Source organism: Burkholderia sp. A9, from assembly GCF_000801975.1.
The window spans coordinates 134,703-156,741 of sequence record NZ_JSZN01000003.1 but is presented as its reverse complement, the minus strand read 5'-3'; the positions used below and the strand labels follow the sequence as shown (position 1 = coordinate 156,741).

The following is a 22,039-nucleotide window of genomic DNA, read 5'->3' as shown; positions in this document are numbered from 1 at the left end:
GGCTGAACGATGCCGTCCTGGCTGCACCTGATGGCGGAATCGCTGCGGCCCCTGCTGGTTGCGGGGCTCGTGTTCACGGTTCCGCTCACGCTCGCGTCGTTCGCGATCGGCCTGCTGCTCGCGTTCGGCGCGGCGCTCGCGCGCCTGTTCGGGCCGCGCTGGGCGCAGGCCGGCGTACGCTTCTACATCTGGCTGTTTCGGGGTTCGCCGTTGCTCGTGCAGCTGTTCGTGATCTTCTACGGGTTGCCGAGCGTCGGCATCGTGCTCGACCCGCTGACCGCCGCCGTGATCGGCTTCTCGCTGAATGTCGGCGCGTACAACGCCGAGGTGATCCGCGGCGTGATCGAATCGATCCCGAAGGGGCAGTGGGAAGCCGCGTACTCGATGGCGATGACGCGCGCGCAGGCGCTGCGTCGCGCGATCCTGCCGCAGGCCGCGCGCGTCGCGCTGCCCGCGCTGTCGAATTCGTTCATATCGCTCGTGAAGGACACCTCGCTCGCGGCCGTGCTGACCGTGCCCGAGATCTTCCAGGCCGCGCAGCGCATCGCGGCCGTCACCTACGAGCCGCTGATCCTCTATACCGAAGCCGCGCTGATCTATCTGCTGTTCAGCTCCGTGCTCTCGACGCTGCAACGTCGCCTCGAGTTCCGGTTCGGCCGTCACGCGCTGTTCCACGCGGAGTTGCGATGATCCGTCTCGAGCGCATCGACAAGTCGTTCGGCGGGCATCGCGTGCTGACCGCGATCGACCTCGCGTTGCAGCCGGGCAGCGTGACCGCACTGATCGGCCCGTCCGGCAGCGGCAAGAGCACGCTGCTGCGCTGCTTGAACCTGCTCGAAGTGCCGGAGACGGGTGCGCTCACGGTCGGCGATGCGCGCATCGACTTCGCGGCCGGCCATCGGCCGTCGCGCGATGCCGTGTTCGCGGTGCGCCGGCAGACCGGCATGGTGTTCCAGAACTTCCAGTTGTTCCCGCACCTGAGCGTCGTGCAGAACGTGATGGAAGGGCTCGTGACCGTGCAGCGCTGGCCGCGCGAGCAGGCGCGGCAGCGGGCGCTCGCGTTGCTCGACAAGGTCGGCATCGCGGACAAGGCCGATGCGTGGCCCGCGACGCTGTCGGGCGGCCAGCAGCAGCGCGTCGCCATCGCGCGCGCGCTCGCGCCGTCGCCGGAGGTGCTGCTCTGCGACGAGCCGACGTCGGCGCTCGATCCCGAGCTGTCGGTCGAAGTCGTCGACGTGCTGCGCCAGCTCGCACGGGAAGGCACGACGATGCTGATGGCCACGCACGACCTGCGCCTGGCCGCGTCGGTCGCGCACGATGCGGTGTTTCTCGCGGATGGCCGGGTCGTCGAGGCAGGGGCATCACGCGAGCTGTTCGGCCGGCCGCGCGACCCGCGCACCGCGAAGTTCGTCGCGACGCTCGCGCAAGGCGTGCCGGCTTTCTGACGCACGACGCGACGCGGCGCGGCGCGGCGGCTGAGGCGGCTCAATCCTGCCGGTGCCCGTCGAGCACAGCCGCGACGATCGCTTCCGGCGCGTCCTCCTGAACGAGGTGGCCCGCGTGCGGCACGCGAATCAGCTTGCCGCCTGCGATGCGATCGGCGAGCGCCTGCCCCTGCTCGAGCGGAATCCATCCGTCGTCCTCGCCCCACACGATGCGCACCGGAAAGTCCGGCGGCGCGTAGCGGGCCTCTGCTTCCTCGATGTAGCGCTGGCGCATCTGCGCGATCTGTCGGTAGAACGCGAATTGGCCGGCCGTCGTGAGCCAGGGCGAGCGGTAGATCGACAGCACGTCGTCGCTCAACGGCCGCGCGACTGCATGGCCGATATAGGCCGACACGAGCGCGTGATGCGCGTACGCCGGCAGCCCGGCAAACGCGGCTTCGTGCTGCGCGACGTGTCGCACGAACGGCGAGCCCTGCGGCGCGATCGCGACCGGGTTCACGAGTGTCAGGTCCGAATACGCGATGCCGTCGAGGAAATGCGCGCGCAGCACGGTTGCGCCGCCGTAGTCGTGCGCGAGCACGCGCGGACGCGCAATCTTCCATTCGTCCAGCATCGCGCCGAACAGCACGTTCTGCCGGCCGAGTGACACGTCCGTGTCCGGCATGTCCGACTGGCCGTAGCCGAGCAGGTCGTAGAAGAACACGCGATGACGCCGCGCGAGCCACGGCGCGATCCGGCGCCACACTTGCGACGAAAACGGCGTGCCGTGCACAAGCACGAGCGGCGGCCCTTCACCGAGTGTTCCCCACGCGATCCGGTGGCCTTCGAAACTGAAGCGGTTGCCAAGTTCGAGCATCGGCGTCTCCGTGCTAACCTGTTTTGGTTATTAACAGGTTACGCCGGTTTGTCCGGATCTGAAACCTATAGGCGGAAATAAATGGTTACTCGACGCGAACCTGCGCGACCGGCGCACGAATGGAGCGCGGCCGATTTCGTCGGCGGCCATCCGGCGCTCGACTTCCTGAACACCGTGGCCGATACGGGCAAGACGCGCGACGCGGACAAGCTCATCGACTGGCCGACCGTGCGTGCCTGGGCAGGGAGCGCGGGATTGCTGGCGCAGGCCGATCTGGCGCGCTTTCTGCGTCATGCACGGCAGGACGGCGCCGACGAATTGGCTGCGCTGCATGGCTTTCGCGAGGATGCGTATGCCGCGCTTTCGCACCTGACGGCTGCGGACGGCGGCAGCGCCGGCGCGCGCGCGGCGGACCGGCTCGCCGCGGCGATTCGCGATGCGATCGGGCGCAGCGCGTTCGACGCGGTCGACGGCCGCTTCGCATGGCGACCGGACGCGCGCGCCGCGTCGCGCTGGATCGATGCGGCCGCGCTCGGGTTCGAGCAGCTGCTGCGCAGCGACGATTTCGCGCGGGTGCGGCAGTGCGGCCGCTGTACGTGGTTCTTCGTCGATCGCGGGCGCGGCGTCGGGCGACGCTGGTGCGACATGCGAACGTGCGGAAATCGCGCGAAGGTCGAGGCGTTCAGGGAGCGCTGAAGCGGCGGCCGCGCCGCGTCTCCGTCATTCAGCGACGTCGTGCGGCCGATGCTCGGGCCACAGTGTCCCGGCAACGAACAGCCCGGCCGCAAGGAACGGCGCGCCGATCGCGAGCAGGATCGCCGTGAGCCCCCAGCGATCCCAGAACCGGTCGATGACCGCGCGCTCGGGCGTGACGGGGTCGTACAGCACGTTGACGATCTCGCCTTCGTACAGCCCGGGATGCGATGAAGCCGAGCCTTGTGCGAACGTGACCCGGCGGCCGCTGTCGGTCGTGAACGCGACGATTGCCGAATAGAGCGACGTGCGGGCGCCGGGCGAGTGTGCGGTTTCGGCGATCTCGACGACGTGGCCGGTGGAGTGTGTGTAATGACGGGCGAGCTGCCACTGGCGCAAGCCGGCTGCGCCGGCGCCCGCCAGGAAGCCGGTGCCGATTGCGATCAGAATCAGCACGATCGCGATGTTCCAGCGGCGCCCCACCGGCTTGCGGGCGGCCGGCGAGGACAGCGCGTCGTCGTGCCGGTTGCGGCGCTCGTTCACGTGCAGCAGGCCGCCGATCGTGAGCGACACGACCGCGAGCAGCGCCGGCACCGCGATCGGAAACCAGCGTTGCGTGAAATCGTCGATCAGTGCGGGGCGGTCGGGATGGGCGGGATCGAGCAGGACGTCGACGTTTTGGCCGATGTCGTACGCGGGCGTGGTCGATGCGGTATTGCCGGCGACTTCGCGGCGGCGCCCGTCGTTGCCGAGATAGGCGACGATCGGGCGGTACGCACGCATCGCGTCGCTGTCTTGCACGATACGCACGACCGTGCCCGGCGCCCGGACCAGATCGTCGGCCACGCCGCTGGCGGTGACGGCGAAAACGGCCGAGAGCACGAGCAGCGCAACGCCGAGCGCGAGCGCGACGAACGCGTCCCTACGCGGCATGACCGAATCCGCTGCGCGCGTCGTACGACGGGCCCGGATGCGATCGGGGTGATTGCGCGATTCGATCTGCGCGCCGCTGTCGGCGTGACCATGCCCTCTGAATGGCCGCGTCTCGTTCACATGATTCCATATCTGGCGTCCCATGCTCTCTCAGTGCCGGCGGCGATACGGTGTTCGCCGGGCCGGTCGTGTGATATTTGTCGGACGATTCTAGCGGAAAGTGTATGGGCGAGGCATGTATGCAATTGCCTGCCGTGATGAGACAGAGGCCGGGCGGAGCCGGAAAAGGAAAAAGGCCGGTCAGCTTGCGCTGACCGGCCTTTGGAATTCCTGGTGGGGCGTGAGTGACTCGAACACTCGACCTACGGATTAAGAGTCCGCTGCTCTACCAACTGAGCTAACGCCCCCAACAGAAGAAAGATTATGCACGAGCATTTTGGGCTTGGCAAGCCCTTTCACCAAATTTCCTGAAAATATTTCGTCACGGCAACGGAAGCCGTCGGCGTGGTAACGAGTCATCGCAGTTGGCGCGCTCCCGGTATGATGACGTCCACACCCGTTGCGCGGCGGTCGCGCAACGTTTTCTGGACATTCGAAGATGGACGAAAACGCAGTCCGCGAATTGCTGGATCGCCTGCTGGCCCCATGGGTCCGCTCGCTGGGTCTGGTTCCCGTATCGATCGGCGACGACACTGTCACGATGCGTCTGCCGTTTTCCGGCGAATTCCGCCATTCGGGCGGCGTCATCTGCGGCCAGGTGTTCACGGCCGCCGCCGACACGGCGATGGTGGTCGCGATCTCGGCCGCGCTCGGCGAGTTCCGGCCGATGACCACCGTGTCGCTGAACACGAACTTCATGCGTCCGGTGCGCAAGGGTGACGTGCTCGTCACCGCGCGCGTGCTGCGGATGGGCCGCAACCTCGTGTTCGGGGAAGTCGAGCTGTTCGACGAGGACGGCAAGATGGCCGTTCACGCGACGTCGACCTACGCGCTCGTCAGCTGAGCGGCGCGATGTTCGATCAGATCGTCTTTGCCGGCGGTGGCAATCGCTGCTGGTGGCAGGCCGGCTTCTGGGACGTCGCGCAGCCCGCGCTCGGCCTGCGCCCGCGCGTGATCGCGGGCATCTCGGCCGGCGCGGCGACCGCCTGCATGCTGTATACGCGCGACGCCGCGTGGGTGATGCGCTATTACGAGGAAGCGCTGCGACACAACCGCAAGAACGCGTACTGGGGCAACCTGTTTGGCCGCGAGCCCGTGTTTCCGCATTACCGGATCTACCGTCAGGCGCTGCTCGACATCTACGGCGAGCCGTTCGCGCAGCTCGCCGACGCCCCGGAGATCCGCATCGGCGTGTCGCACGTGCCGCGCTGGCTCGGCGCGCGCAGCGCGGTCGCTGCGGGCCTCGTCGCGTACAACATCGAAAAATACCTGCGCAAGACGCTGCACCCGACGCTCGGGCGCACGCTCGGATTTCGGCCCGAGTTCGTGCGGGCGCAGGCCTGTACGAGCGTCGACGAACTCGCCGACCTGATCCTGCAGTCGTCGTGCACGCCACCGTTCACACCGGTGCTGCGTCGCGGCGGCCGGCCCGTGCTCGACGGCGGGATGGTCGACAACGTGCCGGTCGGCGCGCTCGACGCATCGCCGGGCGACGTGCTGGTGCTCGTCACGCGGCTGTATCCGCGCCCGCAGATGTTCACGGTCGCGCACGGCGACCAGCGGCGGCTGTACGTGCAGCCGTCGAGCAAGGTACCGATTTCGAGCTGGGATTACACGAGTCCGTCGCAGATGCGGCATGCGTACGACCTCGGACTGCGCGACGGCGAGCATTTCCTCACGCGCGTCGACGCGATGACGGGCGGCCGCGTGGCCGCCTGAAGGCGGGAAGCCGGCAGCGGGGCCGCGCGGCGAGCGCGGCCCGCGCCGGTCAGCGCACTCGGCGCGGCGTCAGCGCTTCCGGGTTGACGACGCTCGACAGGTCGCCCTGGTCGAACGCGAGGATATTCCGGAACGCCGCGCTGAAATAGAGCTCGTAGCTTTCGCGCTCGACGTAGCCGATGTGCGGCGTGCAGATCACGTTTTCCATCCGCAGCAGGCTGTAGCCCTGCAGGATCGGCTCGCTCTCGAACACGTCGGTCGCGACCATCCCCGGACGGTTGTGCGACAGCGCGTTGACGAGCGCGTTTTCCTCGAGCAGTTCCGCGCGGCTCGTGTTGACGAGCAGCGACGTCGGCTTCATCCGCATCAGGTCTTCCTGCTTGACGATCCCGCGCGTGTCGTCGTGCATCCGCAGGTGCAGCGACAGCACGTCGCTCTGCTCGAACAGCGCTTCGCGGCTCTCGGCGGCCGTGTAGCCGTCGGCGCGTGCAGCCTCGAGCGAATGCTCGCGGCCCCAGATCAGCACGTTCATCCCGAACGCCTTGCCGTAGCCGGCAACCAGCCGGCCGATCTTGCCGTAGCCCCAGATGCCGAGCGTCTGGCCGCGCAGCACCTGGCCGAGGCCGAAGTTCGGCGGCAGTGCCGACGTCTTCAGGCCCGACTGCTGCCATGCGCCCTGCTTCAGGTTCGCGACGTATTGCGGAATGCGGCGCTGGGCAGCCATCACGAGCGCCCAGGTCAGTTCGGCCGGCGCGACCGGCGAGCCCGTGCCTTCGAGCACCGCGATGCCGCGGTCGGTACACGCTTCGAGGTCGATGTGGCTCGAAATGCGGCCGGTCTGGCTGATCATGCGCAGGTTCGGCAGCTTGGCGAGCAGTTGCGACGAAATCGGCGTGCGCTCGCGAATCAGCACGAGCGCCTCGACTTCCGCCAGACGGCTCGCGAGCTGTCCCAGGCCGCGCACCGTATTGTTGAAGACCTTCACGTCGTGCTCGGCAAGCATCTCGAAGCAGTTCAGCTTGCGGACGGCGTCCTGGTAGTCGTCGAGGATGGCAATTTTCATGATCAGCGGGAGTCGCGCGTTGAAAGCGGCGGTGGCGGCGGCGCACGTCGCGCACCCGTCCCGCCCGGCCGGGGCCGACATGATGCTACGTCGGCGTGGTTCGTGGTGTCTTTTTAACAGGTTGTTACGCTCCGCCGCAATTGGCGCCGGCCTGATCCGGCGCCGCTTCCGTGCAGTGCGGCGCCGTGCGCTGCTGTGTCGCATCAAACACGTCCTTCCTGATTCGGCCGCTTACCCGACGAGGTTCACCCAATTGTTGCTCCAATCAGAATAATTGGGTCATCCATCCGCAACGGGTGAGGATTTTTGACTATTTTTATCGTCAACCGGGGGTTTGTTGAGCAACTCTGCATCATTTCCGCTGTCGTAGGAGAATTACGCATTTGCTTCAACTTTTTGAAGTTGTAACAGCGGCAGGAGTCGTTTATGGATCATTTGCAGTCGATGCGCGTGTTCGTCAAGGTTGCGGATCTCGGCAGTTTCGCGCGGGCCGCGAGTGCTATGGATATCTCCAACGCGGTCGCGACGCGTCACGTCGCCGATCTGGAAGGGCGGCTCGGCACGCGTTTGCTGAACCGCACCACGCGCAGCCTTTCGCTGACGGAGTCGGGCCAGGTCTATCTGGAGCGGGCGCGCCAGATTCTCGATGAGCTCGAGGATGTCGAACAGATGGTCGTCGCGCGCAATCACGAGCCGGTCGGCACGTTGCGCATCGTTGCGCCGGTCGTGTTCGGCCTGCACAACCTTGCGCCCGTCCTGCAGTCGTACACGGAAAATTTCCCGAAAGTGGTGCCGGATCTGACGCTGGTCGACCGCCAGGTCGATCTCGTCGAGGAAGGTTTCGACGTCGGCATCGTCGTTACGCGCCAGATGCGCAGCGCGAGCATCGTCACGCGGCGGCTGACCACCGGTTGCATGACCGTGTGCGCGACGCCAAGCTATCTGGAAAAGCACGGCGTGCCGACTCACCCGGAACACCTCGCCGAGCACCCGGCCCTGAGCCTGCCGACCGAATACTGGGGCGACGAGCGCGTGTTCACGGGGCCGGATGGCGAAGTGCGCGTGCGCCCGACCAACGTAATCGTCGCGAACAACACCGCGATGCTGCGCCAGTTCGCGCTGCTCGGGATGGGCGTCGCGATCCTGCCGAGCTACCTGATCGGCAGCGACATCGCGCGCGGCGCGCTCGTGCGGCTGCTGCCGGATTTCCGGCTGCCGCAGGTCGAGATCAACATCGCCTATCCGAGCCGGCGCCATTTGCCCGCGAAGGTGCGTACCTTCATCGACCACCTCGTCGAGTATTTCAGCCACTCGACCGACGCAATGATGGGCGAGCAGTGGGCCGCACAGAGTGCGACGCTTGCCCCGATCGGCGTCGAGATGCGTGCCGAGCAGCCGGAATCGACCGACCCGAACCTGCAGCCGCGCCTCGCGCGTTCGACGCGCGCGCGCGTCGCGGTGCCGTCGCCGCTGTAACGGCGCGGCGGCCTTGCACCGACAGCGGGCCCAAAGAAAAAACGCGGATCGAGCGATCGATCCGCGTTTTTTTCGCCGTTTGACCGGCGTGCGACGCGCCGGGGGAAGCCCCGGCGGCCGGGTCGTTAAGAGCCCGTCTTGCGCGTCGTCGTCTTGCGGGCTGCGGTCTTGCGGGCCGGTGCCGGTTTCTCGTCGGCGCCTTCCGTCACGGTTTCGGCATCCTTCGTCGCCGATTTTGCCGTCTTCTTCGCGGCGGCGGCCTTCGGCTCCTTCTTCTCGAACTCGAAACCGATCTTGCCGTCCGGCTGCTTGACGAGGAATGCCTTGAAGTTGCGGCCCGTGCGCGACGACTTGAAGTTCGGCAGCAGATCCGTGCGGCCGTCGGCGAGCAGCTTGGCCATCTGCTCGCGGGTGATTTCCTGCTGCAAAATCACCTTGCCCGAACGGAAGTCGCAGGTCTTCGGGTTCGCAACCGAGTGCTCGCACACATAGCTCATGCCGTGCTCGAACACGCGGCCCTGGCACTTCGGGCACGCGCCGACCGGCTCCTGCGTGGAGAAGTCGGGCGCCTCGCCTTCCTCGCCGCCCTGGTCCTGGCCGAAGTCGAACTCGAGCTTGTAGTTCTTCGTTTCGTCGTCGAACGAGAGCTTCAGGATCGCCGAGAACGGACGGCCCATCTTGCTGCGGAAACCGGACAGCGGACCGATCGTCTTCTCCCGCAGCAGCTCCTCGACTTCCGCGATCTCGAACTGCCGGCTACCCGGAATCTTCGAGATCGAGAACTCGCACTTCGTGCACGCGAAGCGGCGGTAGTTTTCCTTCACCTGGCCGCCGCAGTTCGGGCACGGCGTCTCGAGCGTCGCGTAATCGCCGGGGATCGTGTCGGAATCGTATTCCTTCGCGCGCTTGACGATCTGCTGCGTCATGCGGGCGATTTCCTGCATGAACGCGTCGCGCCCGAGGTTGCCGCGCTCCATCTGCGACAGCTTGTATTCCCATTCGCCGGTGAGTTCGGGCGCGGTCAGTTCCTTCACGCCGAGCCCGCGCAGCAGCGTCATTAGCTGGAATGCCTTCGCGGTCGGGATCAGCTCGCGGCCTTCGCGCACCAGATACTTCTCGCCGAGCAAGCCTTCGATGATCGCCGCGCGCGTCGCCGGCGTGCCGAGGCCCTTCGCGGCCATCGCCTCGCGCAGCTCGTCGTCCTCGACCAGCTTGCCCGCGCCTTCCATTGCGGACAGCAGCGTCGCTTCCGAGTAGCGTGCGGGCGGCTTCGTCACGAGCGCGACGGCGGCGATCTCGTCCGTCTTCACCTTCTCGTTCTTCTGCACCGGCACGAGGTTCGCATCCGCGCCTTCGGCATCGCGGCCGTACACCTGCAGCCAGCCCGGCTCGACCAGCACCTTGCCTTCGGTCTTGAAGTGATGGCCGGCGACTTCGGTGATCCGCGTCGTGACGCGGAATTCGGCCGCGGGGAAGAACACCGCGAGGAAGCGCTTCACGACCATGTCGTACAGCTTCTGCTCAGGCTCGGACAGCGACTTCGGCGCCTGCAGCGTCGGGATGATGGCGAAGTGGTCGCTGATCTTCGAATTGTCGAAGATCCGCTTGTTAGGCTTCACCCAGCCCTTGTCGAGCACCTGCTTCGCATGCGGCAGGTAGTTGTGGCTCTCCTTGAGCATCTCGAGCGTGGACTGCACCGTCGAAATGTAGTCTTCCGGCAGCGCGCGCGCGTCGGTACGCGGATACGTCAGTACCTTGTGCTTTTCATACAGCGCCTGCGCAAGACCGAGCGTGTTCTTCGCGGAGAAGCCGAAGCGGCTGTTCGCCTCGCGCTGCAGGCTCGTCAGGTCGAACAGCAGCGGCGACAACTGGGTCGACGGCTTCGATTCCTCGGATACCGTGCCGACCTGGTCGCGGCACGCGGCGACGATGGTTTCGGCGGCCGGCAGGCTCCACAGGCGGGAGTCGCGCCGTTCCGGATCGAGTTCGTCGCGCTTGAATTTCGGGTCGAACCACTTGCCTTCGTAGAAGCCGCCCGCGCACGCGAAGTCAGCCTTTACTTCCCAATAGTCGCGCGGAACGAAACGACGGATTTTCTCTTCGCGTTCGACGACGATCGACAGCGTTGGCGTCTGAACGCGACCGACGGTCGTCAGGAAGAAGCCGCCGCCCTTGCTGTTGAACGCGGTCATCGCACGGGTGCCGTTGATCCCGACGAGCCAGTCGGCTTCCGAGCGGCAACGTGCGGCGTCGGCGAGCGGCTGCATGTCCGTATCGCTGCGCAGGTGCGCGAAACCGTCGCGGATCGCCTGCGGGGTCATCGACTGCAGCCACAGGCGCTGGACCGGCTGCTTCGCCTTCGCGTGCTGCACGATCAGGCGGAAAATCAGCTCGCCCTCGCGCCCCGCGTCACATGCGTTGATCAGGCGATCGACGTCCTTGCGCTTCATCAGCTTGGTAAGGACCTTCAGGCGCGATTCGCTTTTTGCGATCGGGTTAAGGTCGAAATGCGGGGGGATGACGGGCAGATGAGCGAAGCTCCATTTCCCGCGCTTGACCTCGTACTCTTCCGGGGCGGCGATTTCCAGCAGGTGGCCGACCGCGGACGAAAGGACGAATTCGTCGCTCTCGAAGTATTCGTCATGCTTGGTAAAGCCGCCCAAAGCGCGCGCGATGTCGTTCGCGACAGAAGGCTTTTCCGCAATGATCAGTGCTTTGGACATGACAGGTGTGTGTTGGTAGACCGGGTTCGCCGGCGTGGGTCCCTTTTACGACGGCTTTATAGCACACGCCGCGGCGACGGCGGCTCGGCATGCAAAAAGCGGCTCATCATAGAGGGGGGCCGCACCGGCGGCAAGCGCCCGGCGCGGCGCCACGCGCAAGGGCGCCAAAAGCCGCGCGGCCGGCGCGCGGTTCACGCCTCGACGGTCAGGACGTTGCGCAATTTCGGTGCGTGCGGCGCGCCGGGCACCGCGGTCAGGTCGGACAACATCCGTTCGACGATCGCCGCGTGCGGCAGCACCGTGCCGAAGAAGCGCGCGGTGTTCGTGTCCTCGATCAGGATGGTCGGGAAATTCTCGACGTCGAGATCGTCGAACCGGTCGGCATGGGTTTCGATGTCGATCCAGGCGAAGCAGGCGTCGGGATGCGCGTCGGCGAGCTGCTCGAAGGCCGTCCGGTAGTCGCGGCACGTGCCGCACCATTCGGCGCACAGGCAGGCGACCAGCAGCGTGTCGGGATCGGCGAGGCGCTCGGCGATCCGATCCGCATCGGTGTCGAGATTCAGCACGGGCATGGCATTCCTTGAGTTTCGTCGGCGGCACGGCCGCCCCTATGCGAGGGAATGTAGCATGCCGGACGCGGGCGGGGTGGGCGCCGCGTCAAGCCGCGCGAAGCGTCCGCCGGCGACGCTCGCGACGCGGCCGGCCAGTTCGAGCGCGAGCAGCGCGCGGTGCAGCACGTCGTCGGACAGGCCGCTGTGCTCGGCGAGCCACTCGTAAGTAACGGGGCCGTATCCCAATGCGGCGAGTACGGCATGTTGGGCCGGGTCGTCGGGCAGCGGGGGCGGTGCGGCCTCGATGCGGGCGGGCGCGGCGGCGGAATCGACGGCATCTGCCGTCGCGCGGCGCACGGCGGCGTGGCCTGGGTCGCCGTCATCGTGGCTCTGGCCCGAATTCGCCGTGGCGTGGTTGACCCGAGCCGCCGGTTCGCCCAGCCCGTATTCCTCGAGCACGTCGAGCGGCGTCGCGGTGAGCTTCGCGCCGTCGCGGATCAGCGCATGGCAGCCCTGCGCGAGCGGCGCGTGGATCGAGCCGGGCATCGCGAACACGTCGCGGCCCAACTCGTTCGCGACCCGCGCGGTGATCAGCGAGCCGGAGCGCGGCGCGGCTTCGACGACGAGCGCGCCGGCCGCGAGCGCGGCGATCAGCCGGTTGCGCTGCGGGAAATGCGACGCCCGCGCGGGCGTGCCGAGCGGCCATTCCGACACGATCGCGCCGCGGGCGGCGATCTCGTGCGCCAGCGTGCGGTGCCGCGCCGGATAGACGAGATCGGCGCCGGTCGCGATTACCGCAATCGTGCCCGCGCGGCCGTCGAGCCCGCCGCGATGCGCGGCGGCGTCGATGCCGAGCGCGAGGCCCGAGACGATCGCGAGCCCGGCATCGGACAGCGCGTGCGCGAAGCGCGTCGCATCGGCGAGTCCTTGCGGCGTCGCGTGGCGGCTGCCGACCACGGCCAGGCCACGTGCGTGGAGCAGGTCGAGCCGGCCCTTTACATATAGCAGCGGCGGCGGATCGTGCAGGTCGCGCAGCCGCGGCGGATAGGCGGGATCGTTGAGCGCGACGATCGCGTTGCCCGGCGCATCGAGCCAGGCGAGCGTGGCGTCGGTACGCGTGTCGAGGTCGTCCTGCTCGCTCGCGCGCACGGCCCGCGCGGCGGCGGCGCTGCTCGCCGCGGCGATCGCCTCGTCGGACGCGCGCAGCAGCGCCGCCGGCGAGCCGAATGCATCGAGCAGCGCATGCAGCACGGCGGGGGCGAGCCCCGGCGCATGCGCGAGCTGTAGCCAGGCGCGCAGCGCGGAGGTGGTCAGCGTTTGCGGCGACATGAGGTTCCCCTCGAACGCGACGGCCAGCGGACAGCGTGGCGCCATGATAAAATTTTCATCATCCGAAATACTCGACAGGGCCGCGCGCACGGGCGTCCGGCCAATTGCAGGAGGCACGACCTGCGGCATTGCATCGGTATGCCGCGCGTCCGCCTCATCTTCATTGCATCGCGGCGGCGGCGCCAGCCGGCCGGATGGCCGATGCGGCACGCCGCCCCACGAATACCGAACACCATGGCTTTGCTGAACATTCTTCATTACCCCGACAAGCGCCTGCACAAGGTCGCCAAGCCCGTCGACCAGGTCGACGACCGGATCCGCAAGCTCGTCGCGGACATGGCTGAAACCATGTACGCAGCGCCGGGCATCGGCCTCGCGGCGACGCAGGTCGACGTGCACGAGCGCGTGATCGTGATCGACATCTCCGAGGAGAAGAACGAGCTGCGCGCGTTCATCAACCCCGAGCTCATCTGGTCGAGCGACGCGAAGCAGGTCTATGAGGAGGGCTGCCTGTCGGTGCCCGGGATCTACGACGAAGTCGAGCGTCCCGACCACGTGCGCGTGCGCGCGCTCAACGAGCAGGGCGAGCCCTTCGAGCTCGACTGCGAGGGCCTGCTGGCCGTGTGCGTGCAGCACGAGATGGATCACCTGATGGGGCGTGTGTTCGTCGAATACCTGTCGCCGCTGAAGCAGACCCGCATCAAGACGAAGATGAAGAAACTCGAACGCGCGATGTGACGCGCGTTCAACCAGCCCTCCCGAACGCTTTCATGACCCATACGTTGCGCGTGATTTTTGCCGGCACGCCGGAATTCGCCGCGGCCGCACTCGCCGCGATCCACGAGGCCGGTTTTTCGGTGCCGCTCGTGCTTACCCAGCCCGACCGCCCCGCAGGGCGCGGGATGAAACTGCAGGCGAGCGCGGTGAAGCGCTATGCCGTCGAGCACGGCATGCCCGTCGCGCAGCCGCCGTCGCTACGGCGCGCGGGCAAGTACCCGGCGGAGGCGGCCGACGCGATCGAGCTGCTGCGCACGACCCCGCACGACGTGATGGTGGTCGCCGCGTACGGTCTGCTGCTGCCGCAGGAAGTGCTCGACATCCCGCGCGCCGGTTGCATCAACGTCCACGCGTCGCTGCTGCCGCGCTGGCGCGGTGCCGCGCCGATCCACCGCGCGATCGAGGCCGGTGACGCCGAGACGGGCGTCACGCTGATGCAGATGGACGTCGGTCTCGACACCGGCGCGATGATCGAGGAAGCACGCGTCGCGATCGCGCCCGACGATACGACCGCGACGCTGCACGACCGGCTGGCCGCCGACGGCGCGCGGCTGATCGTCGACGCGCTGGTGCGGCTCGAGCGTGACGGCACGCTGCCTGCCACCCCGCAGCCGGCCGACGGCGTGACCTATGCGGAAAAGATCGGCAAGCACGAGGCGGCGCTGGACTGGCGCAAGCCGGCCGACGTGCTCGCACGCCAGGTGCGCGCGTTCGACCCGTTCCCGGGCGGCGTCGCGACGCTCGACGGCGCGGCAATCAAGCTGTGGGCGGCCGAGCCCGTGGCGGCGCGCGGCGACGCGGCGCCCGGCACGATCGTCGAGGCTGCGCCGGAAGGCGTGGTCGTCGCATGCGGCAGCGGCGCGCTGCGCGTGACGCAACTGCAGAAGCCGGGCGGCAAGCGGCTGCCCGCGCGCGAATTCCTGGCTGGCTCGCCGCTCGCAGCGGGCCAGCGCTTCGCGTTGCCCGACCCGGCCTGAGCGCCATTCGATCCGGCGTGCCGGCCGCGCGCAATCGGCCGGACGGCCGAGTCGCGCGGCGCGGCAGGCGCGCGTAGAATTTCCCTGCGCTTTCCGGTTTCGAGGTTTTCATGTTTGGCATCACCCATTTCGGCTTCTTCGTACTCGCGGTTTTCCTGCTGAACGTCACGCCCGGCCCCGATACCGCGTATATCGTCGGCCGCAGCGTCGCGCAGGGCCGCGGCGCGGGGCTGATGTCGGCGTTCGGCATCTCGGCCGGCTGCTGCGTGCACGCGCTTGCCTGCGCATTCGGCCTGACCGCGCTGCTCGCGGCGTCGGCCGCCGCGTTCACGGTGATCAAGCTGGTCGGCGCCGCGTACCTGATCTACCTCGGTGTGCGCATGATCGTCACGAAGCAGTCCGCCGCGCCGGCGGGCGCCGATGCCGCGCAGGCCGCAGCCGCGAAGCCGCTGCGCCAGCTGTTCATGCAGGGTTTCTGGACCAACGTGCTGAACCCGAAGGTCGTCCTGTTCTTCGTGTCGTTCTTCCCGCAGTTCGTGTCGGCCGACAGCCCGCACAAGACGCTGGCGTTCCTGGCGCTCGGCGCGGTGTTCGTCGTGATGAGCACCATCTGGACCGGCGTCGTCGCATGGGTGGCGGGCAGCGTCACGCAGCGCTTTTCCGGCAAGCCGTGCGTCAAGAAGTGGCTCGACCGCACGGTCGGCAGCGCGTTCGTCGGGCTTGGGCTGCGGCTCGCGGCGTCGCAACGCTGAAATTGAATTTTTCCGGCAAGACCTTATCTAACGAATCGCTTACAATTTTCCGCCGTGCGCTGTGATGTGCGGCGGGTCCCTGACGGATAAGGAGTGGGTATGTTCAATTGGGTCAAAACGGCGATGCTGATGGCCGGGATCACGGCCCTGTTCATCGTGATCGGCGGCATGATCGGCGGTTCGCGCGGCATGACGATCGCGCTGCTGTTCGCGCTCGGCATGAATTTCTTCTCGTACTGGTTCTCCGACAAGATGGTGCTGCGCATGTACAACGCGCAGGAAGTCGACGAGAACACGGCGCCGCAGTTCTACCGGATGGTGCGCGAGCTGGCCACGCGCGCGAACCTGCCGATGCCGCGCGTCTACCTGATCAACGAGGATGCCCCGAACGCGTTCGCCACGGGCCGCAACCCCGAGCACGCGGCGGTTGCCGCGACGACGGGTATCCTGCGCGTGCTGTCCGAGCGCGAGATGCGCGGCGTGATGGCGCACGAGCTCGCGCACGTGAAGCACCGCGACATCCTGATCTCGACGATCACCGCGACGATGGCGGGCGCGATCTCGGCGCTGGCCAACTTTGCGATGTTCTTCGGCGGTCGCGACGAGAACGGCCGGCCGGCCAACCCGATCGCGGGCATTGCGGTCGCGCTGCTCGCGCCGATCGCCGGCGCGCTGATCCAGATGGCGATCTCGCGGGCGCGCGAGTTTGAGGCCGATCGCGGCGGCGCGCAGATTTCCGGCGATCCGCAGTCGCTCGCTACCGCGCTCGACAAGATCCATCGTTATGCGGCCGGCATTCCGTTCCAGGCGGCCGAGGCGCATCCGGCCACCGCGCAGATGATGATCATGAACCCGTTGCACGGCGGCGGCCTGCAGAACCTGTTCTCCACGCACCCGGCGACCGAGGAGCGCATCGCGCGCCTGATGGAGATGGCGCGTACCGGCCGCTTCGACTAAGTCGCGTCGCACTCGACACCTCGCCCCGCATGCCTCGCGCTGCGGGGTGTTTCATTTGCGCGTCCCGTAAAGGGGCCGCATGTCCACACGCTACAATGCGCGGTTTGGGATCGCGGCGGCCACGCGGCTGCAGGGTTCCTGCCGCTAGCCGCACCCGTTTGCCGATTTTGCTCCGATGACACGAACCCGTTCCTCCGTCCCGTCTTCCTCCGGCCGCCCGGCGCGCCTGTCCGCGCTGCACCTCGCGCCCGATTCGCTGGCCTTCGCGCTCGACTCGGCCGCGCAGGCGGTCGATGCGGTGCGGCGCGGTACGGCGCTGCCGGCGGCACTCGCCGCGGTGTTCGCGCACATGCCCGCCGGCGCGCAGGCGCTGGCGCGCGGCGCGACGCAGGACGTCGCGTACCGGACGATGCGTCGCCTCGGCAGCGCGGACTGGCTGATCGGCCAGCTCGTCAGCAAGGCGCCGGCCGCGCATGTGCACGCGGTGCTCGCCGGCGCGCTCGCGCTGCTGCTCGATCCGGAGGACACGGCCGCGTATCCGGCGTTCACGGTCGTCGACCAGGCCGTGACCGTGATCGGCGCGCGGCGCGAATACGCGTTCGCGAAGGGTATGGTCAACGCGGTGCTGCGGCGTTTCCTGCGCGAGCGCGACGCGCTCGTCGCGGCGATGCAGGGCGATCCGGTCGCACGCTGGAATTACCGTACGTGGTGGGTCGATGCGGTGAAGCGCGCATGGCCCGACGCGTGGCAGGCGATGCTCGCGGCCGGCGAGCGCCAGGGGCCGCTGACGTTGCGCGTGAACGCGCGCCGCGCGACCGTCGACGCGTATCTCGACACGCTGCGCGCCAGCGGCATCGAAGCGACCGCGATCGGCCGCCATGCGGTGCGGCTCGCGTCGGCGCTGCCGGTCGACCGCATTCCGGGCTTCGCCGACGGCGTCGTGTCGGTGCAGGACGCCGGCGCGCAGCTCGCGGCCGAATGGCTCGGTGTGCGCGACGGCATGCGCGTGCTCGACGCGTGCGCGGCACCGGGCGGCAAGACCGGCCATATCCTCGAGCTGGCCGACGCGGACGTCGTCGCGCTCGAGAGCGACGCGGCCCGCGCGGCGCGCATCGGCGAGAACCTCGCGCGCCTGTCGCTCACGGCGGACGTGCGCGTCGGCGATGCGGGCGCGCCTGACGCGTGGTACGACGGCCGTGCGTTCGACCGCATCCTGGCCGACGTGCCGTGCTCGGCATCCGGCATCGTGCGCCGCCACCCCGACATCCGCTGGCTGCGCCGCGAAGCCGACATCGCCGCGCTCGTCGCGGAACAGCGCCGCATCCTGGCGGCGCTGTGGCCGCTCGTGAAGCAGGGCGGCGAACTGCTCTACGTGACCTGTTCGATCTTCCCGGAAGAAGGCGAGTTGCAGGCCCGCTGGTTTGAAGCGGCCTGTGAAGATGCGGTACGATTGGACGCGCCCGGCCAACTGCTGCCGGGCGGCGTGCACGGCGGGGCTGCCGGCGCACTCGACCAGAACACCGATCACGACGGATTTTTCTACGCGCGGTTTCAGAAACGGTGACGATCAAACACCTTTTTCCACTTCGGCTCGCCGCCGTCCTGATGGTCGCGTTGACGCTGTGCCTGACTGTCGTCCGGCCGGCGCGCGCCGAATCGATCGCCGTGCAGCGCGCGTCGCTGCAGGCCGACGGAAGCGGCTGGAGCCTCGATGCCCGCTTCGATTTCGAGCTGAATCCGAACCTCGAGGATGCCGTCAACAAGGGCATCCCGCTTTACTTCACGACCGACTTCGAACTGGGCCGCGCGCGCTGGTACTGGTTCGACGAGCAGCCGGTGTCGGTGTCGCAGACGATCCGCCTGTCGTTCCAGCCGCTCACGCGCGAATACCGCGTGTCGACGGGCGGCCTGCAACTCGGCTTCCCGTCGCTGAAGGATGCGCTCGCGGTCGTCAGGCACATCACGTCATGGCACGTGATCGACCGCAATCAGGTGCGTGCCGGCGAAACCTATACGGCATCGGTGCGGATGCAGCTCGATACGGCGCTGATGCCGAAGCCGTTCCAGGTCGACGCGGTGAACAACCGCGACTGGACGCTCGGGTCCGACTGGAAGCGCTTCAACTTCACGGTGACCGAACGTGCTAAATAAAGTGCGCCGCGCGGCCAGCGGGAAGAGCCTCCTCGTCCGCGTGATCGTGTCGACCGTCGCGCTCACTGCGCTGCTGCTGCTCGTGCTGCTTGCGGCCGCGAGCGCGAACACGGAATTCTTCGACCGCTACTACTCTTGGCTGTACGCGATGAACATCATCGTCGCGCTCGTGTTCCTGCTGGTGGTGCTCGGGCTGATCGGGATGATCGTCGTGCGCCTGAGGAAGGGCAAGTTCGGCACGCGGCTGCTCGCGAAGCTCGCGGTGTTCTTCGCGCTCGTCGGCGTGGTGCCGGGCGGGATCATCTACATCGTGTCGTACCAGTTCGTGTCGCGCAGCATCGAATCGTGGTTCGACGTGAACGTCGAGACTGCGCTGACGGCCGGCCTGAACCTCGGCCGCGGGATGCTCGATGCGTCGCTGTCCGACCTGCAGACGAAGGCGCGGCTGATGTCCGACCAGCTCGCGAGCGTCGATGCGAACACGAACGGCACGACGCTCACGCTGCTGCGCCTGCGCGACCAGTTCGGCGTGCAGGACGCGACGATCGTCGAGCCGAGCCGCGGCGCCTCGGGCGCGGCGCCCGACCTGCACATCGTTGCGCAGGCGTCGGGCAATTTCGCCGCGCTGATTCCGGATGACCTGCCGACTCCGCTGATGCTGAGCCAGGCGCGCGAGCACGGCGCGTATGCGGCGATCGAGGGCGAAGTCGACGGCGACCCGCGTGCGCACGGCGCGAAGGGCGCGTTGCGGCTGCGCGTCGTGCGGCCGATCCCCGATGCGACGACGTCGCTGCTGCAGCCGGCGGAGCGGTTCCTGCAACTCACCCAGCCGGTGCCGCCCACGCTCGCGCACAACGCGGACGCCGTGCAGCGCGCGTATCGCGAGTACCAGGAAAAATCGCTCGGCCGCACCGGGCTGCGCAAGATGTACATCGGCACGCTGACGCTCGCGCTGTTCCTCGCGACCTTCATCGCGATGATGCTCGCGCTCGCGCTCGGCCAGCAACTCGCGCGGCCGCTGTTCCTGCTCGCGCAGGGCACGAAGGAAATCACGGAAGGCGACTACACGCCGAAGCGCGAGATCAAGTCGCGCGACGAGCTCGGCTTCCTCACGCAGTCGTTCAACGCGATGACGCGCCAGCTGTCCGAGGCGCGGCTCGCGGTCGAGAAGAACCGGGTCGCGCTCGAGCATTCGAAGACGTATCTCGAGAGCATCCTCGCGAACCTGACGGCCGGCGTGTTCGTGCTCGATCGCCAGTTCCGGCTGACGACGGCCAACCGCGGCGCGGAGCGGATCTTCCGGCAGCCGTTCAACTCGCTGATCGGCACGGCGCTCGACCGGATCGACGTCGTTGCGGAATTCGGCGCGATGGTACGCAAGGCGTTCGCCGATCGCGAAGCGGCATCCGACGGCGGCAGCGGCGATCGTGGCCACTGGCAGCAGCAGTTCGCGGTCGACGTGCCGGGCGAAGCCGATCCGCTGACCTTGCTCGTGCGCGGCACGCGCCTCGTGTCGACGGTCGAGGGGCAGGCCGACGATCCGCAGACGTCCGGTTACGTCGTCGTGTTCGATGACATCTCCGACGTGATTTCCGCGCAGCGTTCGGTCGCGTGGGGCGAGGTCGCGCGGCGGCTCGCGCACGAGATCAAGAACCCGCTGACGCCGATCCAGCTGTCGGCCGAGCGGCTGCAGATGAAGCTGTCCGACAAGCTCGCGCCGTCCGATGCGGACGTGCTCAAGCGCGGCGCGACGATGATCGTCAACCAGGTGGCCGCGATGAAGCGGATGGTCGACGACTTCCGCGAATACGCGCGCACGCCGCCGGCCGTGCTCTCGAACCTGCAGTTGAACGAACTCGCGAGCGAGGTGCTCGGGCTGTACGGTGTCGGCGAAGGCAAGAGTGCGATCGTCGCGGAACTGGCGCCGTCGCTGCCGGTGATTCGCGGCGACGCGACGCAACTGCGCCAGGTGATTCACAACCTGCTGCAGAACGCACAGGATTCGGTCGCGGAAGTCGCGCATCCGCGTGTGTTGATCGAAACCAAGACAGTAGAATATGGCGATCCCGACGCAGAGGGCAAAACGCGCGTCGCGGTACGTCTTACCGTGTCCGACAACGGGCCCGGTTTTCCGGCACGCATCCTGACCCGTGCGTTCGAGCCTTACGTGACGACGAAGGCGAAGGGCACGGGGCTCGGATTGGCCACGGTCAAGAAAATCGTCGATGAGCACGGCGCGCGGATCGATCTGCGCAATCGCATGCACGGCGAGACCGTCGAGGGTGCGCAGGTGTCGATCCTGTTCCTGCAGATGGCGAGCGATACGCCAGGCGCCGAACCCGGCGCGCAGGGCGGGACGGCCCCCGCTAAGACAAAAGCAAGTGTGCAGACAAAGGCAGCGTAAATGGCAACCATCCTGGTGGTAGATGATGAAATGGGCATCCGGGAATTGCTCTCGGAGATCCTCAGCGATGAAGGACATGTCGTCGAGGCGGCGGAGAACGCGCAGGCCGCGCGGGAATACCGCCTGAATCAGGCGCCCGATCTCGTGCTGCTCGATATCTGGATGCCCGATACCGACGGCGTCACGCTGCTCAAGGAATGGGCGGCGCAGGGCCTGTTGACGATGCCCGTGATCATGATGTCCGGGCACGCGACGATCGACACCGCCGTCGAGGCGACGAAGATCGGCGCACTCGATTTCCTCGAGAAGCCGATCGCACTGCAGAAGCTGCTGAAGTCCGTCGAGCACGGTCTCGCACGCGGCGCAGCACCGGTGTCCGTCAACGCGGCGGCGAAGGCCGGTGCGGGCCAGGCATCGGGCCAGTCGGCGGTCGCGTCCGCGGCGGCGCTGCCGACGCTCGGCGACGACATGGTCGCGGCACTCGGCCTTGCAGGGCAGACGGCCGCGATCCCGTTCGACATCCCGTTGCGCGAAGCGCGCGATGCGTTCGAGCGCGCGTACTTCGAATATCACCTCGCGCGCGAAAACGGCAGCATGACGCGCGTCGCGGAGAAGACGGGCCTCGAGCGCACGCACCTGTATCGCAAGCTCAAGCAACTCGGTGTCGAGCTCGGCAAGAAGCCGTCCGAAGGCGCCGTATAAAAATATTTTGCGAAAGCACTTGCGCAAGTGAAGCTGGCTGGATATACTTTCTCTTCTTCGTTGGCCCGGTAGCTCAGTTGGTAGAGCAGCGGATTGAAAATCCGCGTGTCGATGGTTCGATTCCGTCCCAGGCCACCAGCATTTAAAACCCCAAGAATCGGAAGGTTCTTGGGGTTTTTCGTTTGTGGTGGGTATTGCGTTGCGCGTCATCGGCGGCGTGCCACGGCAGCATTTGGTGGGGCGTGATAAAATCCGTGCCCGCTCAATGACTTAGCGAATCGTTTCAGGCACACGGCAAGGCTGTCCGCAGGCGCCGCCGTGATGCGCGGCAACGATGCTGCGCGATGGGCGGTATAAGCGCTCCGCCGCGTT

At 67.4% G+C, this 22,039-nt stretch carries 19 protein-coding genes, 2 tRNA genes and 1 pseudogene; 15 read left to right on the top strand and 7 right to left on the bottom strand.

Going from position 1 to position 22,039, the window contains the following annotated elements:
- The first annotated feature begins 9 nt into the window (after nucleotides 1-9).
- A complete protein-coding gene (locus PI86_RS01685; RefSeq protein WP_039318065.1) occupies nucleotides 10-690 on the top strand; it encodes an amino acid ABC transporter permease in 681 nt (226 codons plus the stop codon).
- Nucleotides 687-1,445 (top strand): amino acid ABC transporter ATP-binding protein, encoded by a 759-nt coding sequence (locus tag PI86_RS01680; RefSeq protein ID WP_039318063.1) that lies wholly within the window; start codon nucleotides 687-689, stop codon nucleotides 1,443-1,445. The genes PI86_RS01685 and PI86_RS01680 overlap by 4 nt, the downstream gene beginning before the upstream one ends.
- A gap of 40 nt (nucleotides 1,446-1,485) precedes the next feature.
- On the opposite strand, the gene PI86_RS01675 is transcribed toward PI86_RS01680, so the two are convergent.
- Nucleotides 1,486-2,301, bottom strand: a complete 816-nt coding sequence (locus tag PI86_RS01675) for an alpha/beta fold hydrolase (RefSeq protein WP_039318060.1) — start codon at nucleotides 2,299-2,301, stop codon at nucleotides 1,486-1,488.
- A gap of 81 nt (nucleotides 2,302-2,382) precedes the next feature.
- On the opposite strand from PI86_RS01675, the gene PI86_RS01670 reads away from it, so the two are divergent.
- Nucleotides 2,383-2,997: a CGNR zinc finger domain-containing protein gene (locus PI86_RS01670; RefSeq protein WP_039318057.1), complete on the top strand. Its 615-nt coding sequence runs from the start codon at nucleotides 2,383-2,385 to the stop codon at nucleotides 2,995-2,997.
- Between the two features lie 24 nt (nucleotides 2,998-3,021).
- On the opposite strand, the gene PI86_RS01665 is transcribed toward PI86_RS01670, so the two are convergent.
- Nucleotides 3,022-4,071, bottom strand: coding sequence for a DUF3592 domain-containing protein (locus tag PI86_RS01665; RefSeq protein WP_039318054.1), 1,050 nt, complete (start codon nucleotides 4,069-4,071; stop codon nucleotides 3,022-3,024).
- A 187-nt stretch (nucleotides 4,072-4,258) separates the two neighbouring features.
- A tRNA-Lys gene (locus PI86_RS01660) sits at nucleotides 4,259-4,334 on the bottom strand.
- Nucleotides 4,335-4,525: 191 nt separating this feature from the next.
- On the opposite strand from PI86_RS01660, the gene PI86_RS01655 reads away from it, so the two are divergent.
- Together PI86_RS01655 and PI86_RS01650 are read left to right on the top strand one after the other, a co-directional pair.
- Nucleotides 4,526-4,930: a PaaI family thioesterase gene (locus PI86_RS01655; RefSeq protein WP_014895683.1), complete on the top strand. Its 405-nt coding sequence runs from the start codon at nucleotides 4,526-4,528 to the stop codon at nucleotides 4,928-4,930.
- Between the two features lie 8 nt (nucleotides 4,931-4,938).
- Nucleotides 4,939-5,805 carry a patatin-like phospholipase family protein gene (locus PI86_RS01650; RefSeq protein ID WP_039318051.1) on the top strand — a complete coding sequence of 289 codons (867 nt, stop codon included), beginning with the start codon at nucleotides 4,939-4,941 and terminating at the stop codon, nucleotides 5,803-5,805.
- Between the two features lie 49 nt (nucleotides 5,806-5,854).
- Here PI86_RS01650 and PI86_RS01645 read toward each other — a convergent pair whose 3' ends face one another.
- A complete protein-coding gene (locus PI86_RS01645) occupies nucleotides 5,855-6,868 on the bottom strand; it encodes a D-2-hydroxyacid dehydrogenase family protein (protein WP_039318218.1) in 1,014 nt (337 codons plus the stop codon).
- A 426-nt stretch (nucleotides 6,869-7,294) separates the two neighbouring features.
- Here PI86_RS01645 and PI86_RS01640 point away from each other — a divergent pair.
- A pseudogene (locus PI86_RS01640) lies at nucleotides 7,295-8,209 on the top strand (LysR family transcriptional regulator); the annotation flags it as partial.
- A 260-nt stretch (nucleotides 8,210-8,469) separates the two neighbouring features.
- Here PI86_RS01640 and PI86_RS01635 read toward each other — a convergent pair.
- The 3 genes from PI86_RS01635 to dprA all read right to left on the bottom strand — a co-directional run bounded on the left by PI86_RS01635 (nucleotide 8,470) and on the right by dprA (nucleotide 12,992).
- On the bottom strand, nucleotides 8,470-11,067 hold the full coding sequence (locus tag PI86_RS01635; RefSeq protein WP_039318048.1) for a DNA topoisomerase III: 2,598 nt from the start codon (nucleotides 11,065-11,067) through the stop codon (nucleotides 8,470-8,472).
- A gap of 191 nt (nucleotides 11,068-11,258) precedes the next feature.
- Nucleotides 11,259-11,639, bottom strand: coding sequence for a thioredoxin family protein (locus tag PI86_RS01630; protein ID WP_039318045.1), 381 nt, complete (start codon nucleotides 11,637-11,639; stop codon nucleotides 11,259-11,261).
- 36 nt (nucleotides 11,640-11,675) lie between these two features.
- Entirely contained in the window at nucleotides 11,676-12,992 is a 1,317-nt protein-coding gene (gene dprA, locus PI86_RS01625) for a DNA-processing protein DprA (RefSeq protein ID WP_039318042.1), read from the bottom strand.
- 189 nt (nucleotides 12,993-13,181) lie between these two features.
- On the opposite strand from dprA, the gene def reads away from it, so the two are divergent.
- The 9 genes from def (at nucleotide 13,182) to PI86_RS01580 (ending at nucleotide 21,805) form a co-directional block, all read left to right on the top strand.
- Nucleotides 13,182-13,685, top strand: a complete 504-nt coding sequence (gene def / locus PI86_RS01620; RefSeq protein ID WP_039318039.1) for a peptide deformylase — start codon at nucleotides 13,182-13,184, stop codon at nucleotides 13,683-13,685.
- A 32-nt stretch (nucleotides 13,686-13,717) separates the two neighbouring features.
- A complete protein-coding gene (gene fmt, locus PI86_RS01615; RefSeq protein WP_039318036.1) occupies nucleotides 13,718-14,701 on the top strand; it encodes a methionyl-tRNA formyltransferase in 984 nt (327 codons plus the stop codon).
- Between the two features lie 110 nt (nucleotides 14,702-14,811).
- Nucleotides 14,812-15,453, top strand: coding sequence for a LysE family translocator (locus tag PI86_RS01610; protein ID WP_039318033.1), 642 nt, complete (start codon nucleotides 14,812-14,814; stop codon nucleotides 15,451-15,453).
- Between the two features lie 99 nt (nucleotides 15,454-15,552).
- On the top strand, nucleotides 15,553-16,410 hold the full coding sequence (gene htpX / locus PI86_RS01605) for a zinc metalloprotease HtpX (protein WP_014895693.1): 858 nt from the start codon (nucleotides 15,553-15,555) through the stop codon (nucleotides 16,408-16,410).
- 175 nt (nucleotides 16,411-16,585) lie between these two features.
- Nucleotides 16,586-17,974, top strand: a complete 1,389-nt coding sequence (gene rsmB / locus PI86_RS01600; protein WP_039318030.1) for a 16S rRNA (cytosine(967)-C(5))-methyltransferase RsmB — start codon at nucleotides 16,586-16,588, stop codon at nucleotides 17,972-17,974.
- Nucleotides 17,971-18,561: a DUF4390 domain-containing protein gene (locus tag PI86_RS01595; RefSeq protein WP_039318027.1), complete on the top strand. Its 591-nt coding sequence runs from the start codon at nucleotides 17,971-17,973 to the stop codon at nucleotides 18,559-18,561. Before rsmB ends, PI86_RS01595 begins: the two co-directional genes overlap by 4 nt.
- Nucleotides 18,551-20,965 carry a sensor histidine kinase EsaS gene (esaS, locus tag PI86_RS01590; protein ID WP_039318024.1) on the top strand — a complete coding sequence of 805 codons (2,415 nt, stop codon included), beginning with the start codon at nucleotides 18,551-18,553 and terminating at the stop codon, nucleotides 20,963-20,965. The genes PI86_RS01595 and esaS overlap by 11 nt, the downstream gene beginning before the upstream one ends.
- Nucleotides 20,966-21,667, top strand: a complete 702-nt coding sequence (gene esaR, locus PI86_RS01585; protein ID WP_039318021.1) for a response regulator transcription factor EsaR — start codon at nucleotides 20,966-20,968, stop codon at nucleotides 21,665-21,667.
- Between the two features lie 62 nt (nucleotides 21,668-21,729).
- Nucleotides 21,730-21,805: transfer RNA gene (locus tag PI86_RS01580), tRNA-Phe, on the top strand.
- Nucleotides 21,806-22,039: the final 234 nt, after the last annotated feature.

Coding starts and splice junctions, on each gene's coding strand:
- PI86_RS01635 (WP_039318048.1), bottom strand. CDS start 11,067: ATGTCCAAAGCACTGATCATTGCGGAAAAGCCTTCTGTCGCGAACGAC.
- dprA (WP_039318042.1), bottom strand. CDS start 12,992: ATGGCGCCACGCTGTCCGCTGGCCGTCGCGTTCGAGGGGAACCTCATG.
- esaR (WP_039318021.1), top strand. CDS start 20,966: ATGGCAACCATCCTGGTGGTAGATGATGAAATGGGCATCCGGGAATTG.
- PI86_RS01670 (WP_039318057.1), top strand. CDS start 2,383: ATGGTTACTCGACGCGAACCTGCGCGACCGGCGCACGAATGGAGCGCG.
- PI86_RS01665 (WP_039318054.1), bottom strand. CDS start 4,071: ATGGGACGCCAGATATGGAATCATGTGAACGAGACGCGGCCATTCAGA.
- PI86_RS01610 (WP_039318033.1), top strand. CDS start 14,812: ATGTTTGGCATCACCCATTTCGGCTTCTTCGTACTCGCGGTTTTCCTG.
- PI86_RS01645 (WP_039318218.1), bottom strand. CDS start 6,868: ATGAAAATTGCCATCCTCGACGACTACCAGGACGCCGTCCGCAAGCTG.
- PI86_RS01655 (WP_014895683.1), top strand. CDS start 4,526: ATGGACGAAAACGCAGTCCGCGAATTGCTGGATCGCCTGCTGGCCCCA.
- PI86_RS01680 (WP_039318063.1), top strand. CDS start 687: ATGATCCGTCTCGAGCGCATCGACAAGTCGTTCGGCGGGCATCGCGTG.
- def (WP_039318039.1), top strand. CDS start 13,182: ATGGCTTTGCTGAACATTCTTCATTACCCCGACAAGCGCCTGCACAAG.
- PI86_RS01675 (WP_039318060.1), bottom strand. CDS start 2,301: ATGCTCGAACTTGGCAACCGCTTCAGTTTCGAAGGCCACCGGATCGCG.
- PI86_RS01685 (WP_039318065.1), top strand. CDS start 10: ATGCCGTCCTGGCTGCACCTGATGGCGGAATCGCTGCGGCCCCTGCTG.
- htpX (WP_014895693.1), top strand. CDS start 15,553: ATGTTCAATTGGGTCAAAACGGCGATGCTGATGGCCGGGATCACGGCC.
- rsmB (WP_039318030.1), top strand. CDS start 16,586: ATGACACGAACCCGTTCCTCCGTCCCGTCTTCCTCCGGCCGCCCGGCG.
- PI86_RS01630 (WP_039318045.1), bottom strand. CDS start 11,639: ATGCCCGTGCTGAATCTCGACACCGATGCGGATCGGATCGCCGAGCGC.
- fmt (WP_039318036.1), top strand. CDS start 13,718: ATGACCCATACGTTGCGCGTGATTTTTGCCGGCACGCCGGAATTCGCC.
- PI86_RS01650 (WP_039318051.1), top strand. CDS start 4,939: ATGTTCGATCAGATCGTCTTTGCCGGCGGTGGCAATCGCTGCTGGTGG.